Here is a 24,808-nt window from a genome sequence, read left to right as displayed (position 1 = left end):
CTTCTGGTTTTTTGTATGCTTTCTTATATCGCCTTAGGGGCATTGGCTTGTGCTTTCAGGCGTTTGCGCATGATAAAGGTACTTGGTAGCAGAACAAGAAGGGCTCCAATCCATGCTGCAGGATTGGAGGCAGCGATACCGCTAAAACCAAAGTAGATAGAGCCGACAGTCGCAATACCTGCACGCATGACGAGTTCCATAATCCCTGCTAGAGTTGGTACTAAACCTTTTCCTAGTCCCTGAATGAAGCTTCGCGTCACAAAGAGAATGGAAAGAATCCAATATAGAACACCGTTAATCACATAGTAAGATAAAGCAAGATTGTAAACGGCTTGACTACCATCTGAAAGGAAGAGCCCACTGAAGAAACGGTTAAAGAAAATAAGAATCGTTGCAAAGAAGATAGCCCATAAAATCGCAATAAAAATGGTGCGGTAAAGTCCTTGTAAAATACGCTTGTATTCTTTAGCTCCATAGTTTTGGGCAGTAAATGTTGACATGGCTAGCCCTAAGTTAATCATTGGTAACATGGCTAACTGATCGGTTTTACTAGCGATAGCTTGGGCTGCAATGGCATCCGTTCCCAGTTGATTCAAACTGATTTGGAGGATAATAGCACCAATAGCAATGATACTAGATTGAAATCCCATAGGGAATCCTAATTGCGCGTGTTTTTTGAGGTTCTCGTGATTTAAGCGCCAATCCGACAAATGCATATGAAAATAGGGAACTTTTCGGTAAATATAAATAGCAAGATATACTACAGAAAAAGCTTGCGCAATAATAGTAGCCAATCCAGCACCAAAGACGCCCATATGGAAGTTGAGGATAAAGACGAAGTCTAAAATGACGTTGATAATACTGGCGATAATTAAGGCAATCAAAGGTGTTTTTGAATTTCCCAGACTCCTCAAAACGTTTGAGAGGTAGTTGAAGAAAATGGTGAAAATCATACCCCCATAAATAGCAGTCAAGAAACGTTGGGCATGATCAATGAGATTGTCAGGAGTTTGCATCAGTTCAAGGCTAGGTCGAAGAAAGATCAGAGCTAGCGCCGTCAACACGATACTTGTCACCAGTGAATAAAAGATACCGTGAACGAAACTTTGTCGGATGCCGTCATCGTCTTTAGCGCCAAATTTTTGTGCTGTCACGATGGTTAAGCCTGCGGTTAATCCTTGAGCAAAACCAAGGATAAGAAAGGTAAGGCTACCAGTGGCTCCTACGCTAGCAAATGCTTCTTTTCCAAGTGTTTGTCCCACAATCATACTGTCAGCGAAATTATAAGCTAATTGGAAAAAGCTCCCAATTAGTAGAGGAATGGTAAAAAGAAGGATGACCTTGATAGGACTCCCTTTGGTTAAATCTTGCATGTAATCTCCTTAATTAGTGTTTCGGAAAATGAATCAGTCTAGGAATGAGTAAATCGACCAGTTGTTCCCAATGATATGCTAGATGCTCTGACCCGTCAATAAAACGAACAAAAGACAGAAAGAATGATCTGCATCTTGCTCGTTTTACATCTTAATATCCTAAAATCGAGCTTGGAATGAGGCTCTTCTAATTTTCTTCAAAACGCTCGTATCCTAAATGTTCATAAGCTTTTGCGGTTGCTACACGTCCTGTCCTGGTACGCATGAGGAAGCCTTTTTGAATGAGGTAAGGCTCGTACATGTCCTCAACAGTTTCGCGTTCTTCTGCAATGTTGACGGATAGGGTTCCTAAACCAACTGGACCACCGTTATACATCTCAATCATGGTTTTGAGGATTTTTTGGTCCACATAATCCAGACCTTCATGATCAACATCCAGCATGGTAAGAGCCTTGTCTGTGATTTTATCGTCAATGATACCGTCTCCCATGATTTGGGCGAAATCACGGACACGTTTTAAGAGTCGGTTGGCGATACGGGGGGTCCCGCGACTTCGTTTAGCCAACTCAATGGCAGCTTCGTGCGTTATCTCCATTTCAAAGATGTCGGCAGTACGCTCAACAACCTCTGTGAGGTCAGCTAACTCATAATACTCCATGTGTCCGTTTATCCCGAAACGAGCTCGCAAAGGATTGGACAACATACCAGCGCGGGTAGTGGCACCGATAAGGGTGAATGGCGGCAAGTCCAAGTGGACACTACGGCTGGTTTCACCGGCTCCAATCATGATGTCAATGTAGAAATCCTCCATGGCAGAATAGAGGACTTCCTCCACAGCCATTGGCATACGATGAATCTCATCGATGAAGAGGACGTCGCCTGGTTCAAGTTCGTTGAGAATAGCGACCAGATCACCAGCTTTCTCAATAGCAGGTCCAGAAGTCTGCTTGAGGTTGACGCCTAGTTCGTTAGCGATAACAAAAGCCATGGTTGTTTTACCGAGACCTGGAGGTCCAAAAAGAAGAACATGGTCAAGGGCTTCATCACGCATTTTAGCAGCCTTGATGAAAATCTCTAGCTGTTCCTTGACCTTGTCTTGTCCAATATATTCTCTAAAATATTGTGGGCGGAGAGTGCGTTCAACCAGCTCCTCATCACCCATTAAATCCTTGTCTAAAATTCTTGTCATGAAGCTATTTTACCATTAAAGAAGAGGAGAGGCAAAGGAAGTTATAAACGATTTAGCATATTTCAAACTGATGTCGTTTAGCTATGTTATAATATTTCTATGGAAATCTTTGATACACATACCCACTTAAATGTGGCTAATTTTACAGAAACAGTTGAAGAAGAATTAATCTTGGCGCGTGAAGTGGGCGTTACCAAGCATAATGTGGTTGGTTTTGATCGCGAGACCATCGAGAGAGCTTTGGAGATTGCAGACCAGCACCCAGAAGTTTACTTAACACTGGGTTGGCATCCCACTGAAGCAGGTTCATATAATGATGAGGTCGAAGCCTACCTTCAAAAAGTGCTCAAGCATGACAAAGTAATTGCTCTCGGTGAGATTGGTCTGGATTATCACTGGATGGAGGATCCTAAAGAGGTTCAAATCGAGGTTTTTAAACGTCAAATAGCTCTTTCAAAAGATTTGGATTTGCCTTTTGTGGTTCATACTCGGGACGCCCTTGAGGATACCTACCAAGTCATTAAGGAAGCCGGCCTTGGTCCACGTGGAGGAATCATGCATTCTTTTTCTGGTTCGCTAGAAGAGGCTCAAAAGTTTGTTGATTTAGGCATGATGATTTCATTTTCAGGTGTTGTTACCTTTAAAAAAGCAACCGATATCCAAGAAGCAGCGCAGCAATTACCATTGGATAAAATCCTTGTCGAAACCGATGCCCCATACCTAGCTCCAGTACCAAAACGTGGGAAAGAAAACAAAACTGCCTATACCCGCTATGTGGTCGAAAAAATCGCTGAATTACGAGGTATTAGTGTAGAAGAAGTCGCACAAGCAACAACAGCAAATGCTAAACGACTGTTTAGGATAGGTGAATAGAGACGAGCGAAGCGAGTCATACTCGAACTGAGGTGCCGTGGTAAAAAGACCAGTAGTAGCGCTACTGGTCAGGGGAAACTCAGAGACCAAGGCTCTGAGTTTAGGCATGAGATAGCTCGCTAGCTGCTGCCGACCCTACCACTTAAACCTCAGTTCAAAAAAGGAATTATGGAAAAAATCAAAATACAAGAAGTTCTGGTCGTCGAAGGCAAGGACGACACCGCCAACCTTCAACGCTTCTACGACGTTGATACCTATGAAACAAGAGGTTCCGCTATCTCCGATGATGATTTGGAACGTATCGAAAGGTTACATGACTTACGTGGTGTCATTGTCTTCACAGACCCAGATCATAGTGGGGAACGCATTCGCCGTATCATCATGGATGCTATCCCGACGGTACGTCACGCCTTTCTCAATCGTGACGAAGCTGCACCTAAATCCAAAACCAAAGGCCGTTCTCTTGGTGTTGAGCATGCTAGCTTTGAAGACTTAGATAAGGCTCTATCCAAAGTTACCCAGCACTTTGATGACGAAGATAATTTTGATATTACCAAGTCAGATTTGATACGCCTCTGCCTCCTTATGGGAGCTGATAGCCGCCAGCGTCGTGAATATCTAGGTAAACAGCTCCGCATTGGTTATAGCAATGGAAAACAACTCCTCAAACGATTAGAACTCTTTGGAGTGACCTTGGAAGAGGTTAAGCAAGTGATGGGGGAATATGGAGAATCGTAAAAACAATCTTGAAAGACAATGGGAGTTTTTCAATGAATTGAAAAAGTTAAAAACCGTATGTCGACAAAACCAAACGCTGGATGGCCGATTTGAAAATTCAGCTGAGCATTCTTGGCAACTCGCTCTAATGGCAATGACCTTGCAGGAGTATTTTGCTGAATCTTTGGATATGACTAAAGTGATGACCATGCTTCTTGTTCATGATATCGGAGAAATTGGTGCGGGAGATACCTCAGCTTTTGATGAGGTTGGAAAATCGACTTCTTATGAAAGAGAATTACGGTCTGTTACATTAACCTTTTTCTTGTTGCCAAAAGAACAAGGAGATCACTATTTAACTTTATGGACAGAGTTTGAACAAGGGGATTCCCCAGAAGCTCGCTATGCACGATGTATTGATGCTATCGCTCCTTTGATGAATCACCTCTTGATTACTAAGAAAAATGACAATTCTGATCAATTAACCAAAACACAAGTCTTATCTAAGAAATCATTTATTGAAAAAGAAAGTCCTACTCTATGGGCTTGGGTCTTAGATATGATGGATAAGAGCCTTGATAAGGGGTTGTATTTAGACAAATAGAAAGAAAACACATGAGAATTGCAGACTACTCCGTGACAAAGGCTGTCCTTGAGCGTCACGGTTTTACCTTTAAGAAATCATTCGGTCAGAACTTTTTGACCGACACTAATATTTTGCAGAAGATTGTTGACACGGCGGAGATTGACAAGAACGTTAATGTCATCGAAATCGGTCCTGGTATCGGTGCCTTGACGGAGTTTTTGGCTGAGAATGCTGCTGAGGTCATGGCCTTTGAAATCGACGACCGTCTGGTGCCGATTTTGGCTGATACGCTTCGCGATTTTGACAACGTCCAAGTCATCAATCAGGATGTCCTCAAAGCTGATTTGCAGACGGAGATTCAGAAGTTTAAGAATCCCGACCTACCCATCAAGGTGGTGGCTAACCTCCCTTACTACATCACGACCCCTATCCTCATGCACCTGATTGAGAGCAAGATTCCTTTCACGGAGTTTGTGGTTATGATGCAAAAAGAGGTTGCTGATCGCATTTCTGCTGAGCCAAATACCAAAGCTTACGGTAGTCTCTCTATCGCTGTCCAGTATTACATGACTGCCAAGGTGGCTTTCATCGTGCCTCGCACGGTCTTTGTGCCAGCACCTAACGTTGATTCGGCTATTCTTAAGATGGTTCGTCGGGAAAATCCTTTGGTCCAAGTGCAGGACGAGGATTTCTTGTTTGACGTTTCAAAAGCTAGTTTTGTCCATAGACGTAAGACCCTCTGGAACAATCTGACCAACCGTTTTGGCAAAACAGAAGATGTCAAAGTGAAGTTGGAAATGGCTTTAGAAAAGGCGGAGCTAAAACCAAATCTTCGTGGAGAAGCCCTCTCCATCGCAGACTTTGGCCGTTTAGCGGACGCCCTTAAAGAGGTAGGATTACCATAAGAAAAAGAGACCTTTGCTTGATACAGAGGTCTTTTTGATAGTATAAAGGGACTAGACAAGTCCACCTAAGAGTTGCCCGATTCCATAGGCGACACCAGCTGCAATAATGCCAACAAGTAAGGTTCGTAGGATTTCAACTTTCTTGGATTGACCAGTGATAGTTGCCTTAACCCAGCCGAGAGCGATAAGGGCTAGGGAAACAAGGACACTAGCCAAAATCAGAGTGATTTGGTCTGTAAAAGTAGCGATTTTAATCAAGAATAGATAAGCAAGTAGTGGAACGAGGCCAAAAAGATTAAAGGAAAGTAAGGTCATCAGGGCATTTTTTAGAGCTTGTTTTGAATTAGTGCCATCCTCTGTCGTTGAACTGAGATAGTCGCCTGCCGCCATAGAAAATCCATCTGCCAAGAGGTTTGAAAAACCAAGGATAATGATGGCTGTCACACCAAGCTTTCCACCGATAGCTCCAGCGACAACAGCAAAAGTGGTGATGATACCATCTAAACCACCATAAGTAATAGATTTAGCGTATTTGGTAATGGTCATGTCCTAATCCTTTCTCTATTCTCATTGTCTGATGTTATTATCTCATTTTTACAAGGTAAAAGACAAGGGTTGGATAGCTTGATTGTTTGTTGTGGAACAATCTGTTAAAATTATTTACAAATGAGCAGAAAGGTTGTGATAGCTATGAAGAATCTTATTAACCGTATGCTGATGAAGGACAATCTCCATTCAAAATAGAAAGATGGTGTTTAGATGAATTTTTCGACACTGAATATACAGACGGACCGTTTGGTGATTCGACCGCTCACATTTGATGATTACGAGGTGTGGTACCAAGCTTATAGTGATCGTAAACCGTCACAATCAGCCTATGACGATGGCTACATAGATATGATACCTTGCACTAAAACTTGGTTTGAAGAGTTAGTGCTCAGACATCGTCAACTAGCCGATAATGATGAGCAATATATTGTAGCGATATTCACTCAATCGGGTAGACATCTTGGGATGATTGACATCGTGACACTGGCGCGTGCTAACATGAACTGGTGTGAATTGGGCTACTTTATTCATAATCAAGAATGGCGTCAAGGTTATGCTAGTGAAGCATTGTCTGCTTTGATTGGGCATTTGTATCCTTGCTTAGATTTTCACCGAGTTGAAGCTCATGTTTCCTTGGGAAATGACCCGTCACGGCAACTTCTTGAAAAACTGGGCTTTCGTCTCGAAGTTATTCGAGAGCAGTTTATGTTTGAAGACGGCGAGTGGATTGATAAGGCTGTCTATGTTAAGAACTTACACAGTGACTCTCTAAAATAGATGATTCCCTAGTTATTGAGCTAGGGTTTTGCTTTCTGTGATAGCTTTTGCCTATCGCACGATAATGAATTGGTATAGCTAATCGTTCAGTGAAAAGATCAATTAGTGATATAATAAATCTAAATATTTTTGAGTTTATCAAAAAGTATTAGTTTAAGGAGTTTTAACATGAAATTGAAAAAAGTTTTAGCTGTAACTGGCCTTGCTTTGGTATCAGGTCTTGTTTTAGCAGCATGTTCATCAGATGCTTCAAAAGAAAAATCTGGAAAAGAAGAAGTAGTCTTTGCGACAGTCGGTACAACAGCTCCATTCTCTTATGAAAAAGATGGAGAATTAACAGGGTTTGACGTTGAATTAGCGCGTGAAGTCTTCAAAGATTCAGATGAATATAAAGTTAGTTTCAAAAAAATTGCTTGGTCTTCAATCTTCACAGGACTTGATGCAGGAAAATACCAAATGAGTGGTAATAACTTGTCATTCTCAGAAGAGCGTGCTTCAAAATACCTTTATTCTTACCCAACAGGGACAACACCAGCAGTATTGGCAGTGCCAAAAGACAGTGACATCAAGACTTATGATGATATTGCTGGTCACACCACACAAGTTGTTCAAGGAACATCAACGGTAACACAATTGGAAGAGTTTAATAAAAAGCATTCTGATAATCCCGTTGAGTTGAAGTTCTCAAGTGAAGACATTACACAGACACTTCGTGGTCTTAATGAAGGTAAGACAGATTTCAAATTATTTGATGCACCAACAGTTAACAGTATCATTGAATCACAAGGGTTAGATAATCTTAAGACTATTGAGATTGATGCTAAAGAAAAACCTTACATCTACTTTATTTTCGCTGATGGTGAAGATGATCTTCAAAAATTTGTGAATAAGCGCATCAAAGAACTTCAAGCAGATGGTACGCTGGGTGATTTAGCTGAAGAATACCTTGGTAGCAAAGGCTACATTCCAGCTAAATCAGCATTGAAAGTACCAACAAACTAAGTTTAAAAATAGACATAAAAAGTCTCCTTGAGTAAAATGAAATGGTAACGATTATCTTTTAGATTCTTTATCTCAGTTTTACAGCAAGGTCCAAAATCTCCCAAACACCTGAAGCACTTCGCTTTAGGTGTTTTTTAATGTTTATATCGTTTTATTTTCAGAAAACTCTTCGTTAGTTTCTGAGTGTAATGATAAGGTCCATTATCAAAAAAATGATCTTTTTTGACACTTTTCCATATTTTTTTCGAATAAATCAGTAAGAAGAAAAAATAAGGAATGATTATGCACATATTATCATGTTTGATATCAGTCTCGGCTACAATTTCTTGCTTTGCTTTGATGACGGAAACCAGTCGAAAAGGTGGGTGGGTACGCCGCTTTAAATTTATCTATCTGTGGGCTTTGCTCTTGCTTCCACTTGCCCATTGGCTAGCAGTAGACTATCTTTGTCAAATGCTACGCTTTTTAACTATTTTTGGCGCCTTTATTATTATCTGTCATATTCCTTATGACAAGATTAGTAAATTCAAAAAAGTATGCCTAGTTTGTCTCTATTGTGGCTTAAGTTTTCAAATTGTGACTCTTTTGGGGCATCAAATACTAAGTCTGTTATCCTAGAGATTTGAAAAGGAGATTAGTGGCTGAAGATTGAGGATAATTCTGGTATAATAGGCATATCTTGAATTACTAAGGAGTTCATTTGCAAGGAAGAATTATCAAAGCCTTGGCAGGATTTTACTATGTAGAATGTGACGGCCAAGTCTATCAAACCAGAGCTAGAGGCAATTTTAGAAAAAAAGGTCAGACCCCCTATGTAGGAGATTTTGTGGATTTCTCCGCAGAGGATCATTCTGAAGGTTATATTTTAAAGATTTATGACCGTCATAACAGTCTTGTTCGTCCTCCTATTGTCAATATCGATCAAGCGGTGGTCATTATGTCGGCTAAAGAGCCAGATTTTAATGCCAATCTTTTGGATCGTTTTTTAGTTTTGCTAGAGCATAAGTCTATCCAACCAGTTGTCTATATTTCCAAGATGGATTTACTGGACACTCAATCTGAGATTGAAGCAGTAGCCGCTAAATATCGAGATATTGGTTATGACTTTGTGACCACACAAGAGGCGCTTCTCCCTATGCTAAACGATAAAGTCACCGTCTTTATGGGTCAGACTGGTGTTGGAAAATCAACCTTACTCAATAGGATTGCTCCAGAGTTGGCTCTTGAAACGGGTGAGATATCAGATAGTCTGGGACGTGGTCGTCATACGACGCGTGCAGTCAGTTTTTACAATGTCCATGGTGGAAAAATCGCAGATACGCCAGGATTTTCATCGCTAGATTATGAAGTAAAAACTGTTGAAGATCTGAGTGAATCCTTCCCAGAAATCCGCAAAGCTAGTCATTTTTGTAAATTCCGGTCCTGTAGTCACACTCATGAACCGTCATGTGGTGTTAAAGAAGCGCTTGAAAACGGTGAAATCTGGCAATCTCGTTATGATAATTACCTGCAATTCCTCAGTGAAATCGAAAATCGCCGCGAAACATACGCAAAAGTCATCAAAAGAAAGTAGGCTACCATGTCAAACCAAAAAATCGCTCCATCTATTTTAGCTGCTGATTATGCCAATTTTGCTTCTGAACTAAAGCGCATCGAAGAAACAAGCGCTGAGTACGTTCATATTGACATTATGGATGGTCAGTTTGTGCCAAACATCAGTTTTGGTGCTGATGTTGTGGCTAGTATGCGTAAACACAGTAAATTAGTTTTTGATGTTCATCTCATGGTGGTTAATCCTGAACGATTCGTTGATGCCTATGCTCAGGCTGGTGCGGATATCATGACCATTCATACGGAGAGCACACTACATATTCATGGTGCGCTTCAAAAAATCAAGGCTGCTGGCATGAAAGCTGGCGTCGTTATCAATCCAGGGACGCCTGTTGAGAATCTTATTCCTGTTTTGGATTTGGTCGATCAAGTCTTGATTATGACCGTTAATCCAGGTTTTGGTGGACAAGCCTTCATTCCAGAATGTTTGGAAAAAGTGACTAAGGTTGCCCAACTGCGTCAAGAAAAAGGATTGCACTTTGATATCGAAGTAGATGGTGGGGTTGACAATAAGACCATTAAAGCTTGTGCGGATGCTGGTGCTAATGTTTTTGTTGCAGGTTCTTACCTCTTCAAAGCACAAGATTTGGTGTCTCAAGTGGAAACCTTGCGCGTGGCCTTAAATGACTAAAGTAGCACTTCTAGCCGGTGGCGATTACAGTCCACCGAAGGGTGATTTTGATGTCTACATTGGGATTGATCGTGGTGCTTTGAGACTTTTGGAAAATGGCTTCGCACTGGATTGGGCTGTAGGTGACTTTGATTCTATTTCTTCAGACGAACTAGCAAAACTTAAATCGTCTGGTGCGATTATTCACCAGTCGCCCACAGAAAAAGATGATACGGATACGGAGTTAGCCTTGAAACTGCTATTTAAAGCTTATCCGCTAGCGCAGGCAACGATATTTGGAGCCTTTGGTGGCCGTATTGACCATTTTCTATCCAATGTTTTTCTTCCGAGTGACCCTGAGCTTCAACCGTTTATGAGTCAGATTCATTTGGCTAATGAGACTAATGTTATTTCTTATTTTCCAGCTGGGGAGCATACTTTTAGAGCTCATCCAGAGATGGACTATTTGGCTTTTATGACAGATGAAGAAACGGAGCTCACTATCTTGGGTGCTAAGTATGAACTCACTGCGGCGAATTATTTTAAGAAAAAAATATACTCTAGCAATGAAGCTGTTGGAAAACCTATTAGCCTAACGGTTCCATCGGGATATGTCATCGTTATAGAGAGCAAGGATTGAAGAAAGGAGCCACGATGCAGACGCTTATGATATTGTTTTTGATTGCTAGCCTCGGGCTAACTTTCTTTTTATACCGCAAGCTGATCAATATAGAAGCTAGTCTCAAAGACCAATTAGAGGAACATGCTGACAATCTCTCTGAACAAGTATCTTATCAGTTAACCAGTTCAACCAATGATCAACGCTTGGCAATTAGTCAAGATGTAAATCGCCTACAGACAGATATTTACCAACAGTTGACTGATATCCGAGATGTTTTACATCAAAATTTGTCAGATAGTCGAGACCGCTCTGATCAACGCTTGGAAATAATTAATCAACAACTGACAGATGCTGTTAAAACGATGCAAGAGTCTAACGAAAAACGTTTGGAGCAGATGCGTTTGACGGTTGAAGAAAAGTTGGAAAAAACCTTGCAAACTCGTTTACAGGCGTCGTTTGATAGTGTGTCTAAGCAACTTGAGTCTGTTAATCAGGGTCTTGGTGAGATGAAAACAGTCGCACAAGATGTTGGGACACTTAATAAAGTTCTTTCTAATACCAAAACACGTGGTATTCTTGGAGAGCTTCAATTGGGTCAGATCATCGAAGATATTTTGACAGAGAGTCAATACGAACGAGAATATGCAACGGTTCCTGGTTCATCTGAACGCGTTGAATACGCCATCAAGATGCCTGGGGCTAGTCAGGGTGACTACGTTTATCTCCCAATCGACTCTAAATTTCCTTTAGAGGATTATTATAGACTGGAAGATGCCTACGAGAGTGGTGATAGGGAAGAGGTTGAACGATACCGTAAGGCTCTTCTGACTAGTATCAAACGTTTTGCAAAAGACATCAATCAAAAATATATTAAGCCGCCTGAAACCACAAATTTCGGTGTGCTCTTTCTGCCGACTGAAGGTCTTTATGCTGAAGTGGTTCGCCAATCAGCCTTCTTTGATAGTCTAAGGAGAGATGAAAATATTGTCGTTGCTGGTCCATCTACTATGTCAGCACTTTTAAACTCTTTATCAGTTGGCTTTAGAACACTTAATATCCAAAAAAATGCGGATGATATCAGCAAGGTTTTGGGTAATGTCAAACTGGAGTTTGATAAATTTGGTAATATGCTGGTCAGAGCGCAGAAGCAATTATCAACTGCAAGTAAGACGGTCGATAGTCTGTTAACCACACGCACTAATTCCATTAGACGTGCTCTAGAAACCATTGAGACCTACCAAGATAGTGCGACAACTAATCTTTTGGGCATTTCCCCCTTAGAAGACGAGGATTCCTATGAAAATTAATCAAATGAAAAAAGATGAGCTTTTTGAAGGATTTTATCTCATCAAAAAAGCAGAATTACGTAAAACGAGAGCAGGTAAAGATTTTCTTGCGATGACTTTCCAAGATGATTCAGGAGAAATTTCTGGCAATCTTTGGGATGCTCAATCACACAATGTTGAGACTTTTACAGCGGGGAAAGTAGTTCATATGGAAGGACGCCGAGAAGTTTATAATAACACGCCCCAAGTGAATCAAATCAAACTTCGCTTACCAGGAGATGGTGAACCGAATGATCCAGCAGATTTCAAAGAAAAACCACCTGTCAATGTCGCTGATGTTAAAGAATACTTAGAACAGATGGTCTTTAAAATTGAAAACGCTACTTGGCAGCGCATTGTGCGGGCCCTCTATCGGAAATACCACCAGGAGTTCTTTACTTATCCTGCTGCTAAAACCAATCACCATGCTTTTGAGTCTGGGTTAGCTTACCATACTGCTACGATGGTTCGTTTGGCAGATGCTATCGGTGATATTTACCCTGAGCTCAATAAGAGTCTTTTGTTCGCAGGGATTATGCTTCATGACTTAGCTAAGGTTATCGAATTATCGGGACCAGACAATACAGAGTACACGGTTCGTGGTAATTTGATTGGACATATCGCTCTTATTGATGAAGAAATCACAAAAGTCATTACAGAATTAAACATTGATGATACTAGAGAGGAAGTAACAGTACTCCGTCATATTGTTCTTAGTCATCATGGTCTTTTAGAATATGGTAGTCCTGTTCGTCCTAAAATCATGGAAGCTGAAATTATCCATATGATTGACAATATTGATGCTGAAATGATGATGATGACTACAGCTCTTAGTCGCATTGGTGAAGGTGAGATGACGGCACGCCTATTTGCCTTAGATAATCGTTCATTTTACAAACCAAAACTGTAAATGATAAAGAAAAATATAGAAAAGTGGGCATTGTTTTATCATAATGTTCGCTTTTTCTTTACTTTATGCTATAATGGCTAAAGTATAAGTGATAAAACAGGGATATGAAATTAATTAATTAGGAATGATTTATTTGTCGTGTAATCCTTAGTAATATGGGTCTACTGTTTCGTCACAAAATTCAAAGGAGTAAACATCATGAAGTTAAGACGTAGTGAGCGAATGGTTGTCATTTCTAATTATCTTATTAACAATCCTTATCAATTAACAAATCTAAACACTTTTGCAAGCCAATATGAAGCAGCTAAATCTTCTATTTCAGAAGATATTGCGATTATTAAAAAAGCTTTTGAAGAAAGACACATTGGTGAAATTGAAACGGTTACAGGTGCAAGTGGGGGAGTCATTTTTACTCCGAGCATAGCAAAAGAAGAAGCTCTAGCAATTGTAGAGGATTTGTGTGATAAACTGTCTGAAAGTGATCGTATCTTACCTGGTGGCTATCTTTATTTGACGGATCTCTTGAGTACGCCAGCTATTTTACAAAATGTCGGTCGGATTATAGCTAATGCTTTCAAAGGCGAAAAAATTGATGCTGTCATGACTGTCGCAACAAAAGGAGTTCCTTTAGCCAATGCGGTTGCTAATGTGCTTAATGTACCTTTTGTTATTGTTCGTCGTGATTTAAAAATTACCGAAGGTTCGACCGTTTCAGTCAACTATGTCAGTGGCTCATCAGATCGTATTGAAAAGATGTTCTTATCAAAACGCAGTTTAAAACCTGGCAGTCGCGTTCTTATCGTAGATGACTTTTTAAAAGGTGGTGGTACCGTAACAGGTATGATGGGGCTGTTAGATGAATTTGACAGTGAGTTGGTAGGTGTTGCTGTTTTTGCAGAGAATGCTAAGACAGAAAAAATGGATGTTTCTTATAAATCATTATTAAAAGTTTCTGAGTTGGATGTTAAAAACAGTCAAGTCAGCGTAGAGACAGGAAATATTTTTGATTAGAAAACATTGATTATATAAATAACACATGAATGTTACAGAATTGCAATATTCATGTGTTATTATTTATAAGCTGATTGAATACTCTCTTGCTACTGAAAGAGAGTACTCATTAGAAAAGAAAATGAAATTAATGAGTGGGAATTTATGTTAAAAAAATTAAAATTAGTAAGGAAGAATTCAGGTAAGCTTGCAGCGACTTCAACCATTGCTTTACTTGGTTTTGGTTTGGCAAACCAAGGGACAGTACAAGCTGACGAAGTGACTGTTGCTCCTATACCGACTGAACCGTCAGCTACGGCGTCATCAACGGTTGAAGTTGTACCAACAACGATTGCAGAAGCGAATGCCCTAGTTGTTAATGCACAAGCTGATGCGGATAGTGCAAGTGAAGTTTTTTCAACAAAAGAAAGTCAACTGACGTCTCAATCTGAAGAAGTCGAGTTATCAACATCTGAAGTTGCAACTCTCGAAGAACAGTTGGTTAGTGCCATTGCGGAGCATTCAGAAGCCATTGCTATCAAATCTGAAGGTTCATCTGAGCACATCTCAGAATTGACCTCAGAACTATCTTCTGTTAAAGAGACTTATACCTCTGAATCAGTTGTTAATATCACTAATCAATCGGTTGCTGATTCACAGTCTAATACAGTAGCATCAGCAAGTGCTGTTGCTTCAGAAGCAAGTCGTTCAGCATCAGAGGCAGCAGCTAAAGTTGATGAATTAACGTCATTGGTTAATTCTCCAGAAAAAGTTTCCACTGACTTAGCAAATGCAAAATCAGAAGTTAGTCGTTTAGAACGTGAAGTTTCTGCTGCTGAAAAAGCTGTAACATCTGCAACAGCTACTGCAAAAGCAGAGCTTGCTAAAAAGCTAGCATCGAAGCAAGAAGAATTATCACAAAAACAATCTGAGTTGAATAAACTCAAAGCAGATAAGACGGTTATTAAAGCGCCGTCGGTTACTGGTTCTAATAAAATTGTTTTGCCATCAACCTATAAAACAATTGTTTATCCTGCTCTTAAGGATATTGAAAATAGTGGTTGGACCTTTTCAGCTGGATACAATACTTCAGTTTCAAGGTTAAAAGGTAGAATTGAATCTGGTGTTCAATCATCAGTATATGGAGTGTCATATAATGGTACTGGTGTTAACTCCTATAAATCTATTGCAGCAGATCGAACTAGATATATTGACCCAAATAACTTAACAACAGCTGTTCAAAATGAGCTGGCTCAATTTACAGGAGAGCTTTTAAATGAAGTTCGTAGCCAGTTAGGTTTGACTACTTTAACTGTTACAAAAACAGCTCAAGAATTTGCGGCAGCAATTGCAAGCGACTATCGTCGGACAGGCTTTGGTCGTATGTCAAATCCTCACAGTTCAAGTATTATAGGACATAATGCCCAAAGTGTTGGATTAGCCTATTCTGATAATCGTGGATATGAAAGTTTAGGTTTCTTTGGGAATGCTAGAACAGTTGATCAATTAAAAAATTATTTCTATAATTCCATTGTTTACATGCTATTTAATGATGTGACTTCAAACTATGGTCACACAATCAGCTTGTTGCAAAATAGCAATAATGGTCCGTATTATCTAGGAGTATCTTCAACTACTGATGCTCAACATATCTATGTTATACCTTCAGCAAATGTTAGAAGCGCTCGTTTCAGCACTGCATCATTAACTGCTGTAAAAACAGTAGATAATAGCGCTAAAATTTCAGCTGTACAAGCAGCAATGGCGACTATTCAATCAGAAATTGGTCGTTTAAAAGCTCAAGGTTCTACAGTAGCATCATCTACCTTGGTTGTTCGTGCTAAAGATAAGTTGAAATCTCTAAATCAGCAATTGGCAGGTGCACGCGATAATTATCGTAACTTGTCTAAATTAAAAACTCAATTAGCGGCTAATAAGACTAAGTTAATGACTCAACTTGAAGAAGCCAAACAGGTCAATGCGATTCGTCTTCAAGAAAAAGTTATTGCTCAGGATAATTTGACAAAAGAACTTAAAAAATATCAAGTTCTACAAGCAGCAGCCGTTGAATCTAAGGCTAAGATTTCAGCATTAAAGGATAGGATTGCGCAATTAACGAAAAATCTACAAAAATATAGTGATCCAGAACTTGTGTCACGTACAGAAGCTAATGTTCGAAATCTGAAGACTAAGCTTCAAGTTGCAACGGTGAATTTAGAAGTCAATGTTAAAGCATTGCAATTATTAAAAGATGATTTGGCTACAGCTGCTAAAGGTTATGATAGCGCTAAAGAAAATCTACTTAATTCTAAATTGTTGCTCGAAACGCTTATTGCTGAAAATGATCACGGTAATAGTGATGCAGTATTTTCAACGATATCTGAGACTCAATCTAATACCTCGAATTCTTCATCAGCAAGTCGTTTAAACATTGTAGAACGTTCAGAAGGTTCGTCTTCATCACATCAAATTGTACGAGAGCTAGCATCTCTAACAACAATAGAAAAACAGGTGACTCATCCTGCAAAAGTTGGACAACTAGCTTCTGTAGTAAGTGATCGTATGCCTCTTGAGAACTTTAGTTCTCTAGGGTTACAAAATGTGTCATCTCAATCAGAAAAAATGGTGGTTAAATCAGATGTCAGCGAGGAAACAAAGCAGCAAAAAACAGCTTTAACAAAGACATCATCTTCCAAATCAATGGCAACAGCTGTTGAGTCTGAACCTACTAGTGATAAAGTAGTAGCGACAACAGTAGTAGCCGGAGCAACAATGGTTACGTTAGCAGCGATGGCTCTTTCAAAAAAACGCTACAAATAAAGTGATAACTTGTCATTGAATATTCAAAAAGAGAAGACTATCTTGATCTTCTCTTTTTTGATAGTTGAAAAGCTAGATTTCTATCTTTGGGTTGCTAATATTTTAGAATTATCGACTGATGTTCGATTTGAGGAAGATATTATCGAGGTTGAATGGAAGCAAAAAAAATTTGATGACTCCTTAAAGTAAGTTCTGTTTTCATAGATACTGATAAGAGTAAGGATAAACTGCCTGAGATCTGTATTTTAGAGCCAATTGAAATCAATTACTTTGAGAGAATTTCCATTCTGAAATGAGCCTAGTTTTGATGGTTGGTATTACAGTTTATAAGCTAAAAGATTAGGTGAGTGACAGCTTTTTGGGGTATTTTTTTCATTATGATTATATAAGTATCGAACTTGTCCCAGATGGAGGTCTATCTTATTTTCCCGTCTCTGAGCAGCTTTTAGATTGAGAGGAAGCTAGGGCTTACTTTTAGCATGACGTCAAAAAATAATTTAAGAGAAATCAATTGACTGAGAATTACAAATGTGTTATTATAATAAACGGTACTTTTTACTTTTGGTCTCTCAAAAGTGTACAGAGACGTGCTGACAAATGTTGCAAAAGTACACACAGAATAGAAGATGTCACCAATCGTTCTATTCAGCCAAAAATAAAATTTTTACAGGAGAAATGTAGATGCCTACAATTAACCAGTTGGTACGTAAACCACGTAAATCTAAAGTTGAAAAATCAGATTCACCTGCTTTGAATATTGGTTACAACAGTCATAAAAAAGTTCACACTAAATTGTCTGCTCCACAAAAACGTGGTGTTGCGACTCGTGTTGGAACAATGACACCTAAAAAACCTAACTCAGCCCTTCGTAAATTCGCTCGTGTACGTTTGAGTAACCTTATCGAAGTAACTGCATACATCCCAGGTATCGGCCACAACTTGCAAGAGCACAGTGTTGTTCTTATCCGTGGTGGACGTGTAAAAGACCTTCCAGGGGTACGTTACCACATCGTTCGTGGTGCACTTGATACAGCAGGTGTTGCAGATCGTAAACAAGGCCGTTCAAAATACGGTGCTAAACGTCCTAAAGGATAATAGAAGGGGGATAAGAGAAAATGAGTCGTAAAAATAGAGCGCCAAAACGCGAAGTATTGCCAGATCCATTATACAATTCAAAAATTGTGACACGTCTTATCAACCGTGTAATGCTTGATGGTAAACGTGGTACTGCAGCATCAATTGTATACGATGCTTTTGCAGAAATTAAAGAAACTACTGGAACAGATGCTCTTGAAGTGTTTGAAACAGCTATGGATAACATCATGCCAGTACTTGAAGTACGTGCACGTCGTGTTGGTGGTTCAAACTACCAAGTCCCAGTTGAAGTTCGTCCAGAACGTCGTGTGACACTTGGTCTACGTTGGTTGGTTAATGCATCACGTGCCCGTGGTGAGCACACTATGAAAGACCGTCTTTCAAAAGAAATCATGGATGCAGCTAACAATACTGGCGCATCAGTTAAAAAACGTGAAGACACACACAAAATGGCAGAAGCCAACCGTGCTTTCGCTCACTTCCGCTGGTAAGATTAAAGTACAGTGGCGTAGCTTGCTATATAGATATCAAGAATTTTATTCTGTATCATTGTATTAGATGAGTAATGTTAACTAACATATGAAGCAAAGCCAAGTATGATAGAATCTTTCGGATTGGAAGTTCAACAAATAAACACTACTAACGGGTAGGTCCTGCCTATCCGTTTTTCTTAAATAGTGTTATAATGACTAAGTAAAATAAATTTTTATAGGAGAAACCTAATGGCTCGCGAATTTTCACTAGAAAAAACTCGTAATATCGGTATCATGGCTCACGTTGATGCAGGTAAAACAACAACAACTGAGCGTATTCTTTACTACACTGGTAAGATCCACAAAATCGGTGAAACACACGAAGGTGCTTCACAAATGGACTGGATGGAGCAAGAGCAAGAACGTGGTATCACAATCACATCTGCTGCGACAACTGCACAATGGGATGGCCACCGCGTTAATATCATTGATACACCAGGGCACGTTGACTTCACTATTGAAGTACAACGTTCACTCCGCGTACTTGATGGTGCGGTAACTGTTCTTGATGCTCAATCAGGTGTAGAACCTCAAACTGAAACAGTTTGGCGTCAAGCAACTGAATACGGCGTTCCTCGTATCGTTTTTGCTAACAAAATGGACAAAATCGGTGCAGACTTCCTTTACTCAGTAAGCACACTCCATGACCGTCTTCAAGCTAACGCTCACCCAATTCAATTGCCAATCGGCTCAGAAGATGATTTCCGAGGAATCATCGACTTGATCAAGATGAAAGCTGAAATCTATACTAATGACCTTGGTACAGATATTCTTGAAGAAGATATCCCAGCTGAATACCTTGAACAAGCTGAAGAGTACCGTGAAAAATTGGTTGAAGCCGTTGCTGAAACTGACGAAGACTTGATGATGAAATACCTTGAAGGTGAAGAAATCACTAACGAAGAATTGATGGAAGGTATCCGTAAGGCTACAATCAATGTTGAATTCTTCCCAGTTCTTTGTGGTTCTGCCTTCAAAAACAAAGGTGTTCAATTGATGCTTGATGCGGTTATTGATTACCTTCCAAGCCCACTTGATATCCCTGCAATCAAAGGTACAAACCCTGATACTGACGCTGAAGAAGAACGTCCAGCATCTGATGAAGAGCCATTTGCAGCTCTTGCCTTCAAGATCATGACTGACCCATTTGTAGGTCGTTTGACATTCTTCCGTGTTTACTCTGGTGTTCTTAACTCAGGTTCATACGTTATGAATACTTCAAAAGGTAAACGTGAGCGTATCGGACGTATCCTTCAAATGCACGCTAATAGCCGTCAAGAGATTGAAACAGTTTACGCCGGTGATATCGCAGCTGCCGTTGGTTTGAAAGATACAACAACTGGTGACTCATTGACTGATGAGAAAGCAAAAGTTATTCTTGAGTCAATCAATGTTCCAGAACCAGTTATCCAATTGATGGTTGAGCCTAAGTCTAAAGCTGACCAAGACAAAATGGGTATTGCCCTTCAAAAACTTGCTGAAGAAGATCCAACATTCCGCGTTGAAACAAACGTTGAAACTGGTGAAACAGTCATCGCAGGTATGGGTGAGCTTCACCTTGATGTCCTTGTTGACCGTATGAAGCGTGAATTCAAAGTTGAAGCAAACGTCGGTGCTCCTCAGGTATCTTACCGTGAAACATTCCGCGCTTCGACTCAAGCTCGTGGATTCTTCAAACGCCAATCTGGTGGTAAAGGACAATTCGGTGACGTTTGGATTGAATTTACGCCAAACGAAGAAGGTAAAGGATTCGAATTTGAGAACGCAATCGTCGGTGGTGTGGTTCCACGTGAATTCATCCCAGCCGTTGAAAAAGGTCTTGTAGAATCTATGGAAAATGGTGTTCTTGCTGGTTACCCATTGGTTGACGTTAAAGCTAAGCTTTACGATGGTTCATACCACGATGTCGATTCATCTGAAACAGCCTTCAAGATTGCTGCTTCACTTGCTCTTAAAGAAGCTGCTAAATCAGCACAACCTGCTATCCTTGAGCCAATGATGCTTGTTACTGTAACAGTTCCAGAAGAAAATCTTGGAGATGTTATGGGACACGTTACAGCTCGTCGTGGACGTGTTGATGGTATGGAAGCTCATGGTAACAGCCAAATCGTTCGTGCCTTCGTTCCACTTGCTGAAATGTTTGGTTACGCAACAACTCTTCGTTCTGCAACTCAAGGACGCGGTACATTCATGATGGTATTCGACCACTATGAAGATGTTCCTAAGTCAGTTCAAGAAGAAATCATCAAAAAAAATTCTGGTGAATAATAACTAATAGAGATACTTGAAAGTATTTCCTGTATTGAAGGAGGTAAGGACAAAAGTCCTTGCCTTTTTAGGTACTTAGCGAGATGCAGTATGAGCGCTTCAATATAAGCCTTGAAGGTGGAAAATGTGAGATACAAATCTCTCTAAGGTGCGGACATCATTAGCTTTTACAGCTCGAATAAATTAAGGAAGCTTTACTTCTCTAATTTCTAAGTTCAAACAACCAAGGAAGCGACTTATTTAGTTGTTCGGTGGAAGTAGTGAAATCATCTGAAGAGAAAACGATTTTGTTCCACTCTCTTTTTAGGTTCTTTGCCGATTCCTTATTGAATGATAGTTTAGTAAGATCCTGCTTAGTAAAACTCAGTTTAACCTTATTGATAACAATTAAACAATGGGAATTAGCTTAGAATCAACACTTTATGGTAATATCATTCTAAGCTATTTTCTATTTTTAAAAGTGTTAGCTCACTTCTTACTAGCTTTAGGTGTGAAAATTTCTATTTTAAACGCTAATAGGAGTGATGTCCCATTTGTTTTACAGAAAATATTTAGGATTTGCAAGTTTAAGGAAATTATTATATAATATTGGTGTTGAAAGGTTAGCTGATAGATATATTAGTTAATATTTTCACAATAGGTATAGGGGTATTCCCTAGTAGAATTATTTATTGATTTTCATAAGGAGGAAATCACAAATGACAGTTAAAGTTGGTATTAACGGTTTCGGTCGTATCGGTCGTCTTGCATTCCGTCGTATCCAAAATGTAGAAGGTGTTGAAGTTGCACGCATCAACGACCTTACAGATCCAAACATGCTTGCTCACCTTTTGAAATATGATACAACACAAGGCCGTTTCGATGGTACTGTTGAAGTTAAAGATGGTGGATTTGAAGTTAACGGTAAATTCATTAAAGTTTCTGCTGAGCGTGAGCCAGGAAACATTGACTGGGCTGCTGACGGTGTAGAAATCGTTCTTGAAGCTACAGGATTCTTTGCTTCTAAATCAGCAGCAGAGCAACACATCCATGAAAATGGTGCTAAAAAAGTTGTTATCACTGCTCCTGGTGGAAATGATGTTAAAACAGTTGTTTTCAACACTAACCACGATATTCTTGATGGAACTGAAACAGTTATCTCAGGTGCTTCATGTACTACAAACTGTCTTGCTCCAATGGCAAAAGCTCTTCACGATAACTTTGGTGTAGAAAAAGGTCTTATGACAACTATCCACGGTTACACAGGAGACCAAATGGTTCTTGACGGACCACACCGCGGTGGTGACCTTCGTCGTGCTCGTGCAGCTGCAGCTAATATTGTACCTAACTCAACAGGTGCTGCAAAAGCTATCGGTCTTGTAATTCCAGAACTTAATGGTAAACTTGATGGTGCTGCACAACGTGTTCCAGTTCCAACAGGTTCTGTAACTGAATTGGTTGCAACTCTTTCTAAAAACGTATCTGTAGAAGAAGTTAACGCTGCTATGAAAGCTGCAGCTAACGATTCTTATGGTTACACAGAAGATCAAATCGTTTCTTCAGATATCATTGGTATGTCATTTGGTTCATTGTTTGATGCTACTCAAACTAAAGTTCTTGAAGTTGATGGTGAGCAATTGGTTAAAGTTGTTTCATGGTACGACAACGAAATGTCATACACTTCACAACTTGTTCGTACTCTTGAGTACTTCGCAAAAATTGCTAAATAATTGATTACTAATCAATAAAAAGCAAGAAAAGGGCTCTTTCAGTTCTGATGTAATTGCCCAGTAATCATTTAGCTTTCAGCTAATATATTAGGGAAGACCTTCTTGGTCTTCTCTTTTTTATATCTAAAGTTATCCTTGCAAGCTTACTTCCTAGTTTTTAATGTGACAGTAGGATAGTTTATACTCGAAGAAAATAAAAATCTGCCTACACAAGGCGCCGCAGATAGAACTAAAGTCCATCAAAGTAAACTTGACAACGTCAGATTTTGATTTTCAATGAGTATTCATGTACTAGGGTGTCAATAAATAGTGCTGAAGTAAGATGACTTCTTTAACGATAAGTTGGTTAATGAAAATTACTCATCTTAGCCTCTGATAAGGCAGATAATATGTTTGTTCCCAAAGTTATTTAAAGGATTACGCTTTCCACATTAACTTTAATAGATACTGTAAATTAGCAGTATAGTTTTTAGAGGTGGATTTTGTTCTTGTTATAACTGCGTATCATACAAGGTTCTGGTATGTTATCAAATGGCTAGAATCCCTAGTTTCTTAGTTTTTTTATAGTAAGTTTAATAGGTTTAATTTTCGGAATCAAAAGGATTGTGTTAAGATATAAGGAGAAAGTTAGTCAAAATAGTTGATTTTTAAAAAGACTAGACTTTTTCGTTTATAAATGCTATATTTATTGAAGAGGTGGTGACCGATTATCGGACATATTGAACCAAAATATTTACAAATTGCTAAAGAAATTCGTCAAAGTATCAGAGAGGGTTTTTATCCAGTTAATGCTAGCTTACCAGATGGTAAGACATTGGCCAAAGAGTTTGGTGTGAGTTTAATGACTTTAAAGCGTGCCTTAGATATGCTCGTAGTAGAAGGTTATCTTATTCGTCGCAGGGGTTCTGGGACGTTTGTGCGCGACTGGAAGTCTGTACAGAAGCCTCATGTTTATACTTTGAATGGAGCTACTGAAGACTATGGTGACAAGTTGGATACAGAAGTTCTTGCTTTTGATGTGATTAGAGTAGATAGTCAGTTAGCAGAAAAATTATCGATTAATGAAGATGATTTTGCTTATAAAATTATCCGATTGCGTTATATTGATAAAAAACCAAGCATTATAGAATATACCTATATGCCTTTAGATGTGATACCTCACTTAAAACGTGATCACTTAGAAAGTTCTATTTATCAGTATATTACCGATGAGCTTGGGCGTAAGATCCACAGTGCTTTTGTTAAAGTTACCGGTATCCGACCAGATGAGCTTGAAGCAGAAAAAATGGAGTTGAAAGAGACTGACTTTCTGATGCAGGTTGAGCAAGTTGTTAGTCTAGACAATTGTAAAGTATTTGAGTATTCAATTTCTCGTCATTTACCAGAGATGTTTGATTTTGAGACAGTTCTTTTTAAACAATAATCGTCATTGAGACTGTCTTTAGTCAAGCTTATTTGATTCATTCTGCCAAAAAATCATAAAGGAGTCATTTATGGAAACATATACTTTATCTAATGGTGTAACTATTCCGAAACTTGGTTTTGGAACTTGGCAAATTCCTGATGGTGATGAAGCCTATCAGGCTGTGAGTCATGCTTTGAAGGAAGGATATACTCACATTGACACTGCGCAAGCTTATAAGAATGAAGAGAGCGTTGGTAGAGCGATTGCTGATAGTGGTATTTCTCGTAAAGATATCTTCTTAACGACGAAGGTATGGAATAGTAACCATAGCTATGATTTGGCAAAAGCGTCGATTGAAGAATCACTTAAAAAATTAGGTGTGTCTTATCTAGACCTTCTTTTGATTCATTGGCCAAATCCAAAGGCCTTTCGTGATAATTGGCGAGAAGCTAATGCGGGAACATGGAAAGCTATGGAAGAATATTATAAAGCTGGGAAAATCCGTGCGATAGGTGTGTCAAATTTTATGGAACATCATTTGGAAGCACTTTTTGAAACAGCAGAAATCAAACCGATGGTTAACCAAATTCTCTTGGCGCCAGGTTGTTCACAGGATGATCTCGTTGCATTTTGTCGCAAACATGATATCCTTCTTGAAGCCTACAGCCCATTAGGAACAGGATCTATTTTTAGCAATGATTTAGCTAATCAATTGGCAGAAAAATATGGAAAAACTGTCGCTCAAGTGGCATTGCGCTGGTCACTGCAAAAAGAATTTTTACCCCTTCCGAAATCAGTGACCCCTAAAAATATCACTTCTAATTTAGAGATTTTTGATTTTGTTTTATCTGATGAAGATGAAGATAAATTAGATAAGGTGCAAGGTGTTGTTGGTCAGAAAGATCCGGATTCAGTAGAATTTTAAAAATAGCTTGGAAA

The 24,808-nt window shown here is 39.3% G+C and carries 23 protein-coding genes; 20 read left to right on the top strand and 3 right to left on the bottom strand.

The window, feature by feature from the left end; genetic code table 11:
• Nucleotides 1–23: 23 nt before the first annotated feature.
• Both C0J00_RS09325 and ruvB read right to left on the bottom strand, forming a co-directional pair.
• Nucleotides 24–1,373: an MATE family efflux transporter gene (locus C0J00_RS09325; RefSeq protein WP_104968593.1), complete on the bottom strand. Its 1,350-nt coding sequence runs from the start codon at nucleotides 1,371–1,373 to the stop codon at nucleotides 24–26.
• Nucleotides 1,374–1,560: 187 nt separating this feature from the next.
• Nucleotides 1,561–2,562 (bottom strand): Holliday junction branch migration DNA helicase RuvB, encoded by a 1,002-nt coding sequence (gene ruvB, locus C0J00_RS09320; RefSeq protein WP_104968592.1) that lies wholly within the window; start codon nucleotides 2,560–2,562, stop codon nucleotides 1,561–1,563.
• 99 nt (nucleotides 2,563–2,661) lie between these two features.
• On the opposite strand from ruvB, the gene C0J00_RS09315 reads away from it, so the two are divergent.
• The 4 genes from C0J00_RS09315 to rsmA all read left to right on the top strand — a co-directional run bounded on the left by C0J00_RS09315 (nucleotide 2,662) and on the right by rsmA (nucleotide 5,643).
• The gene (locus C0J00_RS09315) at nucleotides 2,662–3,435 is read left to right on the top strand and encodes a TatD family hydrolase (protein ID WP_104968591.1); all 774 of its coding nucleotides are present in this window, start codon (nucleotides 2,662–2,664) and stop codon (nucleotides 3,433–3,435) included.
• Between the two features lie 168 nt (nucleotides 3,436–3,603).
• The gene (rnmV, locus tag C0J00_RS09310; protein WP_104968590.1) at nucleotides 3,604–4,173 is read left to right on the top strand and encodes a ribonuclease M5; all 570 of its coding nucleotides are present in this window, start codon (nucleotides 3,604–3,606) and stop codon (nucleotides 4,171–4,173) included.
• Nucleotides 4,160–4,756 carry an HD domain-containing protein gene (locus C0J00_RS09305; protein WP_104968589.1) on the top strand — a complete coding sequence of 199 codons (597 nt, stop codon included), beginning with the start codon at nucleotides 4,160–4,162 and terminating at the stop codon, nucleotides 4,754–4,756. The genes rnmV and C0J00_RS09305 overlap by 14 nt, the downstream gene beginning before the upstream one ends.
• Nucleotides 4,757–4,767: 11 nt before the next feature.
• Complete coding sequence (gene rsmA / locus C0J00_RS09300) at nucleotides 4,768–5,643, top strand: 16S rRNA (adenine(1518)-N(6)/adenine(1519)-N(6))-dimethyltransferase RsmA (protein WP_104968588.1); 876 nt, start codon at nucleotides 4,768–4,770, stop codon at nucleotides 5,641–5,643.
• Between the two features lie 51 nt (nucleotides 5,644–5,694).
• Here the strand turns inward: rsmA and C0J00_RS09295 are convergent, their stop codons facing one another.
• Nucleotides 5,695–6,189 (bottom strand): VIT1/CCC1 transporter family protein, encoded by a 495-nt coding sequence (locus tag C0J00_RS09295; RefSeq protein WP_104968587.1) that lies wholly within the window; start codon nucleotides 6,187–6,189, stop codon nucleotides 5,695–5,697.
• A gap of 213 nt (nucleotides 6,190–6,402) precedes the next feature.
• Here C0J00_RS09295 and C0J00_RS09290 point away from each other — a divergent pair, with 213 nt between their 5' ends.
• The 16 genes from C0J00_RS09290 (at nucleotide 6,403) to C0J00_RS09205 (ending at nucleotide 24,794) form a co-directional block, all read left to right on the top strand.
• Nucleotides 6,403–6,969: a GNAT family N-acetyltransferase gene (locus tag C0J00_RS09290; protein ID WP_104968586.1), complete on the top strand. Its 567-nt coding sequence runs from the start codon at nucleotides 6,403–6,405 to the stop codon at nucleotides 6,967–6,969.
• A gap of 168 nt (nucleotides 6,970–7,137) precedes the next feature.
• A complete protein-coding gene (locus C0J00_RS09285) occupies nucleotides 7,138–7,971 on the top strand; it encodes an amino acid ABC transporter substrate-binding protein (protein ID WP_104968585.1) in 834 nt (277 codons plus the stop codon).
• Nucleotides 7,972–8,671: 700 nt separating this feature from the next.
• Complete coding sequence (gene rsgA, locus C0J00_RS09275; protein WP_104968583.1) at nucleotides 8,672–9,544, top strand: ribosome small subunit-dependent GTPase A; 873 nt, start codon at nucleotides 8,672–8,674, stop codon at nucleotides 9,542–9,544.
• Nucleotides 9,545–9,550: 6 nt separating this feature from the next.
• Nucleotides 9,551–10,213: a ribulose-phosphate 3-epimerase gene (gene rpe / locus C0J00_RS09270; RefSeq protein ID WP_104968582.1), complete on the top strand. Its 663-nt coding sequence runs from the start codon at nucleotides 9,551–9,553 to the stop codon at nucleotides 10,211–10,213.
• Nucleotides 10,206–10,832, top strand: a complete 627-nt coding sequence (locus C0J00_RS09265; protein WP_104968581.1) for a thiamine diphosphokinase — start codon at nucleotides 10,206–10,208, stop codon at nucleotides 10,830–10,832. Before rpe ends, C0J00_RS09265 begins: the two co-directional genes overlap by 8 nt.
• Nucleotides 10,833–10,846: 14 nt before the next feature.
• A complete protein-coding gene (rmuC, locus tag C0J00_RS09260; protein ID WP_104968580.1) occupies nucleotides 10,847–12,121 on the top strand; it encodes a DNA recombination protein RmuC in 1,275 nt (424 codons plus the stop codon).
• The gene (locus tag C0J00_RS09255; protein WP_104968579.1) at nucleotides 12,111–13,049 is read left to right on the top strand and encodes a 3'-5' exoribonuclease YhaM family protein; all 939 of its coding nucleotides are present in this window, start codon (nucleotides 12,111–12,113) and stop codon (nucleotides 13,047–13,049) included. Before rmuC ends, C0J00_RS09255 begins: the two co-directional genes overlap by 11 nt.
• 198 nt (nucleotides 13,050–13,247) lie before the next feature.
• On the top strand, nucleotides 13,248–14,060 hold the full coding sequence (gene purR, locus C0J00_RS09250) for a pur operon repressor (protein ID WP_104968578.1): 813 nt from the start codon (nucleotides 13,248–13,250) through the stop codon (nucleotides 14,058–14,060).
• Between the two features lie 144 nt (nucleotides 14,061–14,204).
• Nucleotides 14,205–16,859 carry an SEC10/PgrA surface exclusion domain-containing protein gene (locus C0J00_RS09245; protein WP_104968577.1) on the top strand — a complete coding sequence of 885 codons (2,655 nt, stop codon included), beginning with the start codon at nucleotides 14,205–14,207 and terminating at the stop codon, nucleotides 16,857–16,859.
• Nucleotides 16,860–16,868: 9 nt separating this feature from the next.
• Nucleotides 16,869–17,048 (top strand): hypothetical protein, encoded by a 180-nt coding sequence (locus C0J00_RS09240; RefSeq protein WP_104968576.1) that lies wholly within the window; start codon nucleotides 16,869–16,871, stop codon nucleotides 17,046–17,048.
• Nucleotides 17,049–17,540: 492 nt separating this feature from the next.
• The gene (gene rpsL, locus C0J00_RS09230; RefSeq protein ID WP_018366304.1) at nucleotides 17,541–17,954 is read left to right on the top strand and encodes a 30S ribosomal protein S12; all 414 of its coding nucleotides are present in this window, start codon (nucleotides 17,541–17,543) and stop codon (nucleotides 17,952–17,954) included.
• 20 nt (nucleotides 17,955–17,974) lie between these two features.
• Nucleotides 17,975–18,445, top strand: coding sequence for a 30S ribosomal protein S7 (gene rpsG, locus C0J00_RS09225; RefSeq protein ID WP_017768901.1), 471 nt, complete (start codon nucleotides 17,975–17,977; stop codon nucleotides 18,443–18,445).
• A 231-nt stretch (nucleotides 18,446–18,676) separates the two neighbouring features.
• On the top strand, nucleotides 18,677–20,755 hold the full coding sequence (gene fusA, locus C0J00_RS09220; RefSeq protein ID WP_104968575.1) for an elongation factor G: 2,079 nt from the start codon (nucleotides 18,677–18,679) through the stop codon (nucleotides 20,753–20,755).
• A gap of 698 nt (nucleotides 20,756–21,453) precedes the next feature.
• Nucleotides 21,454–22,464, top strand: a complete 1,011-nt coding sequence (gene gap / locus C0J00_RS09215) for a type I glyceraldehyde-3-phosphate dehydrogenase (protein WP_104968574.1) — start codon at nucleotides 21,454–21,456, stop codon at nucleotides 22,462–22,464.
• A 706-nt stretch (nucleotides 22,465–23,170) separates the two neighbouring features.
• Entirely contained in the window at nucleotides 23,171–23,887 is a 717-nt protein-coding gene (locus C0J00_RS09210; protein ID WP_324761715.1) for a GntR family transcriptional regulator, read from the top strand.
• Between the two features lie 70 nt (nucleotides 23,888–23,957).
• A complete protein-coding gene (locus tag C0J00_RS09205; protein ID WP_104968572.1) occupies nucleotides 23,958–24,794 on the top strand; it encodes an aldo/keto reductase in 837 nt (278 codons plus the stop codon).
• Nucleotides 24,795–24,808 lie beyond the last annotated feature (14 nt).

This window comes from Streptococcus pluranimalium (assembly GCF_002953735.1).
GTDB classification, from domain to species: domain Bacteria; phylum Bacillota; class Bacilli; order Lactobacillales; family Streptococcaceae; genus Streptococcus; species Streptococcus pluranimalium.
This window is presented reverse-complemented; position numbering and strand designations above follow the sequence as displayed.

What these genes read in the sequence shown, in the direction of transcription:
- C0J00_RS09325 (WP_104968593.1), bottom strand. Translation starts at nt 1,373, where the DNA reads ATGCAAGATTTAACCAAAGGGAGTCCTATCAAGGTCATCCTTCTTTTT.
- ruvB (WP_104968592.1), bottom strand. Translation starts at nt 2,562, where the DNA reads ATGACAAGAATTTTAGACAAGGATTTAATGGGTGATGAGGAGCTGGTT.
- C0J00_RS09315 (WP_104968591.1), top strand. Translation starts at nt 2,662, where the DNA reads ATGGAAATCTTTGATACACATACCCACTTAAATGTGGCTAATTTTACA.
- rnmV (WP_104968590.1), top strand. Translation starts at nt 3,604, where the DNA reads ATGGAAAAAATCAAAATACAAGAAGTTCTGGTCGTCGAAGGCAAGGAC.
- C0J00_RS09305 (WP_104968589.1), top strand. Translation starts at nt 4,160, where the DNA reads ATGGAGAATCGTAAAAACAATCTTGAAAGACAATGGGAGTTTTTCAAT.
- rsmA (WP_104968588.1), top strand. Translation starts at nt 4,768, where the DNA reads ATGAGAATTGCAGACTACTCCGTGACAAAGGCTGTCCTTGAGCGTCAC.
- C0J00_RS09295 (WP_104968587.1), bottom strand. Translation starts at nt 6,189, where the DNA reads ATGACCATTACCAAATACGCTAAATCTATTACTTATGGTGGTTTAGAT.
- C0J00_RS09290 (WP_104968586.1), top strand. Translation starts at nt 6,403, where the DNA reads ATGAATTTTTCGACACTGAATATACAGACGGACCGTTTGGTGATTCGA.
- C0J00_RS09285 (WP_104968585.1), top strand. Translation starts at nt 7,138, where the DNA reads ATGAAATTGAAAAAAGTTTTAGCTGTAACTGGCCTTGCTTTGGTATCA.
- rpe (WP_104968582.1), top strand. Translation starts at nt 9,551, where the DNA reads ATGTCAAACCAAAAAATCGCTCCATCTATTTTAGCTGCTGATTATGCC.
- C0J00_RS09265 (WP_104968581.1), top strand. Translation starts at nt 10,206, where the DNA reads ATGACTAAAGTAGCACTTCTAGCCGGTGGCGATTACAGTCCACCGAAG.
- rmuC (WP_104968580.1), top strand. Translation starts at nt 10,847, where the DNA reads ATGCAGACGCTTATGATATTGTTTTTGATTGCTAGCCTCGGGCTAACT.
- C0J00_RS09255 (WP_104968579.1), top strand. Translation starts at nt 12,111, where the DNA reads ATGAAAATTAATCAAATGAAAAAAGATGAGCTTTTTGAAGGATTTTAT.
- purR (WP_104968578.1), top strand. Translation starts at nt 13,248, where the DNA reads ATGAAGTTAAGACGTAGTGAGCGAATGGTTGTCATTTCTAATTATCTT.
- C0J00_RS09245 (WP_104968577.1), top strand. Translation starts at nt 14,205, where the DNA reads ATGTTAAAAAAATTAAAATTAGTAAGGAAGAATTCAGGTAAGCTTGCA.
- rpsL (WP_018366304.1), top strand. Translation starts at nt 17,541, where the DNA reads ATGCCTACAATTAACCAGTTGGTACGTAAACCACGTAAATCTAAAGTT.
- rpsG (WP_017768901.1), top strand. Translation starts at nt 17,975, where the DNA reads ATGAGTCGTAAAAATAGAGCGCCAAAACGCGAAGTATTGCCAGATCCA.
- fusA (WP_104968575.1), top strand. Translation starts at nt 18,677, where the DNA reads ATGGCTCGCGAATTTTCACTAGAAAAAACTCGTAATATCGGTATCATG.
- gap (WP_104968574.1), top strand. Translation starts at nt 21,454, where the DNA reads ATGACAGTTAAAGTTGGTATTAACGGTTTCGGTCGTATCGGTCGTCTT.
- C0J00_RS09205 (WP_104968572.1), top strand. Translation starts at nt 23,958, where the DNA reads ATGGAAACATATACTTTATCTAATGGTGTAACTATTCCGAAACTTGGT.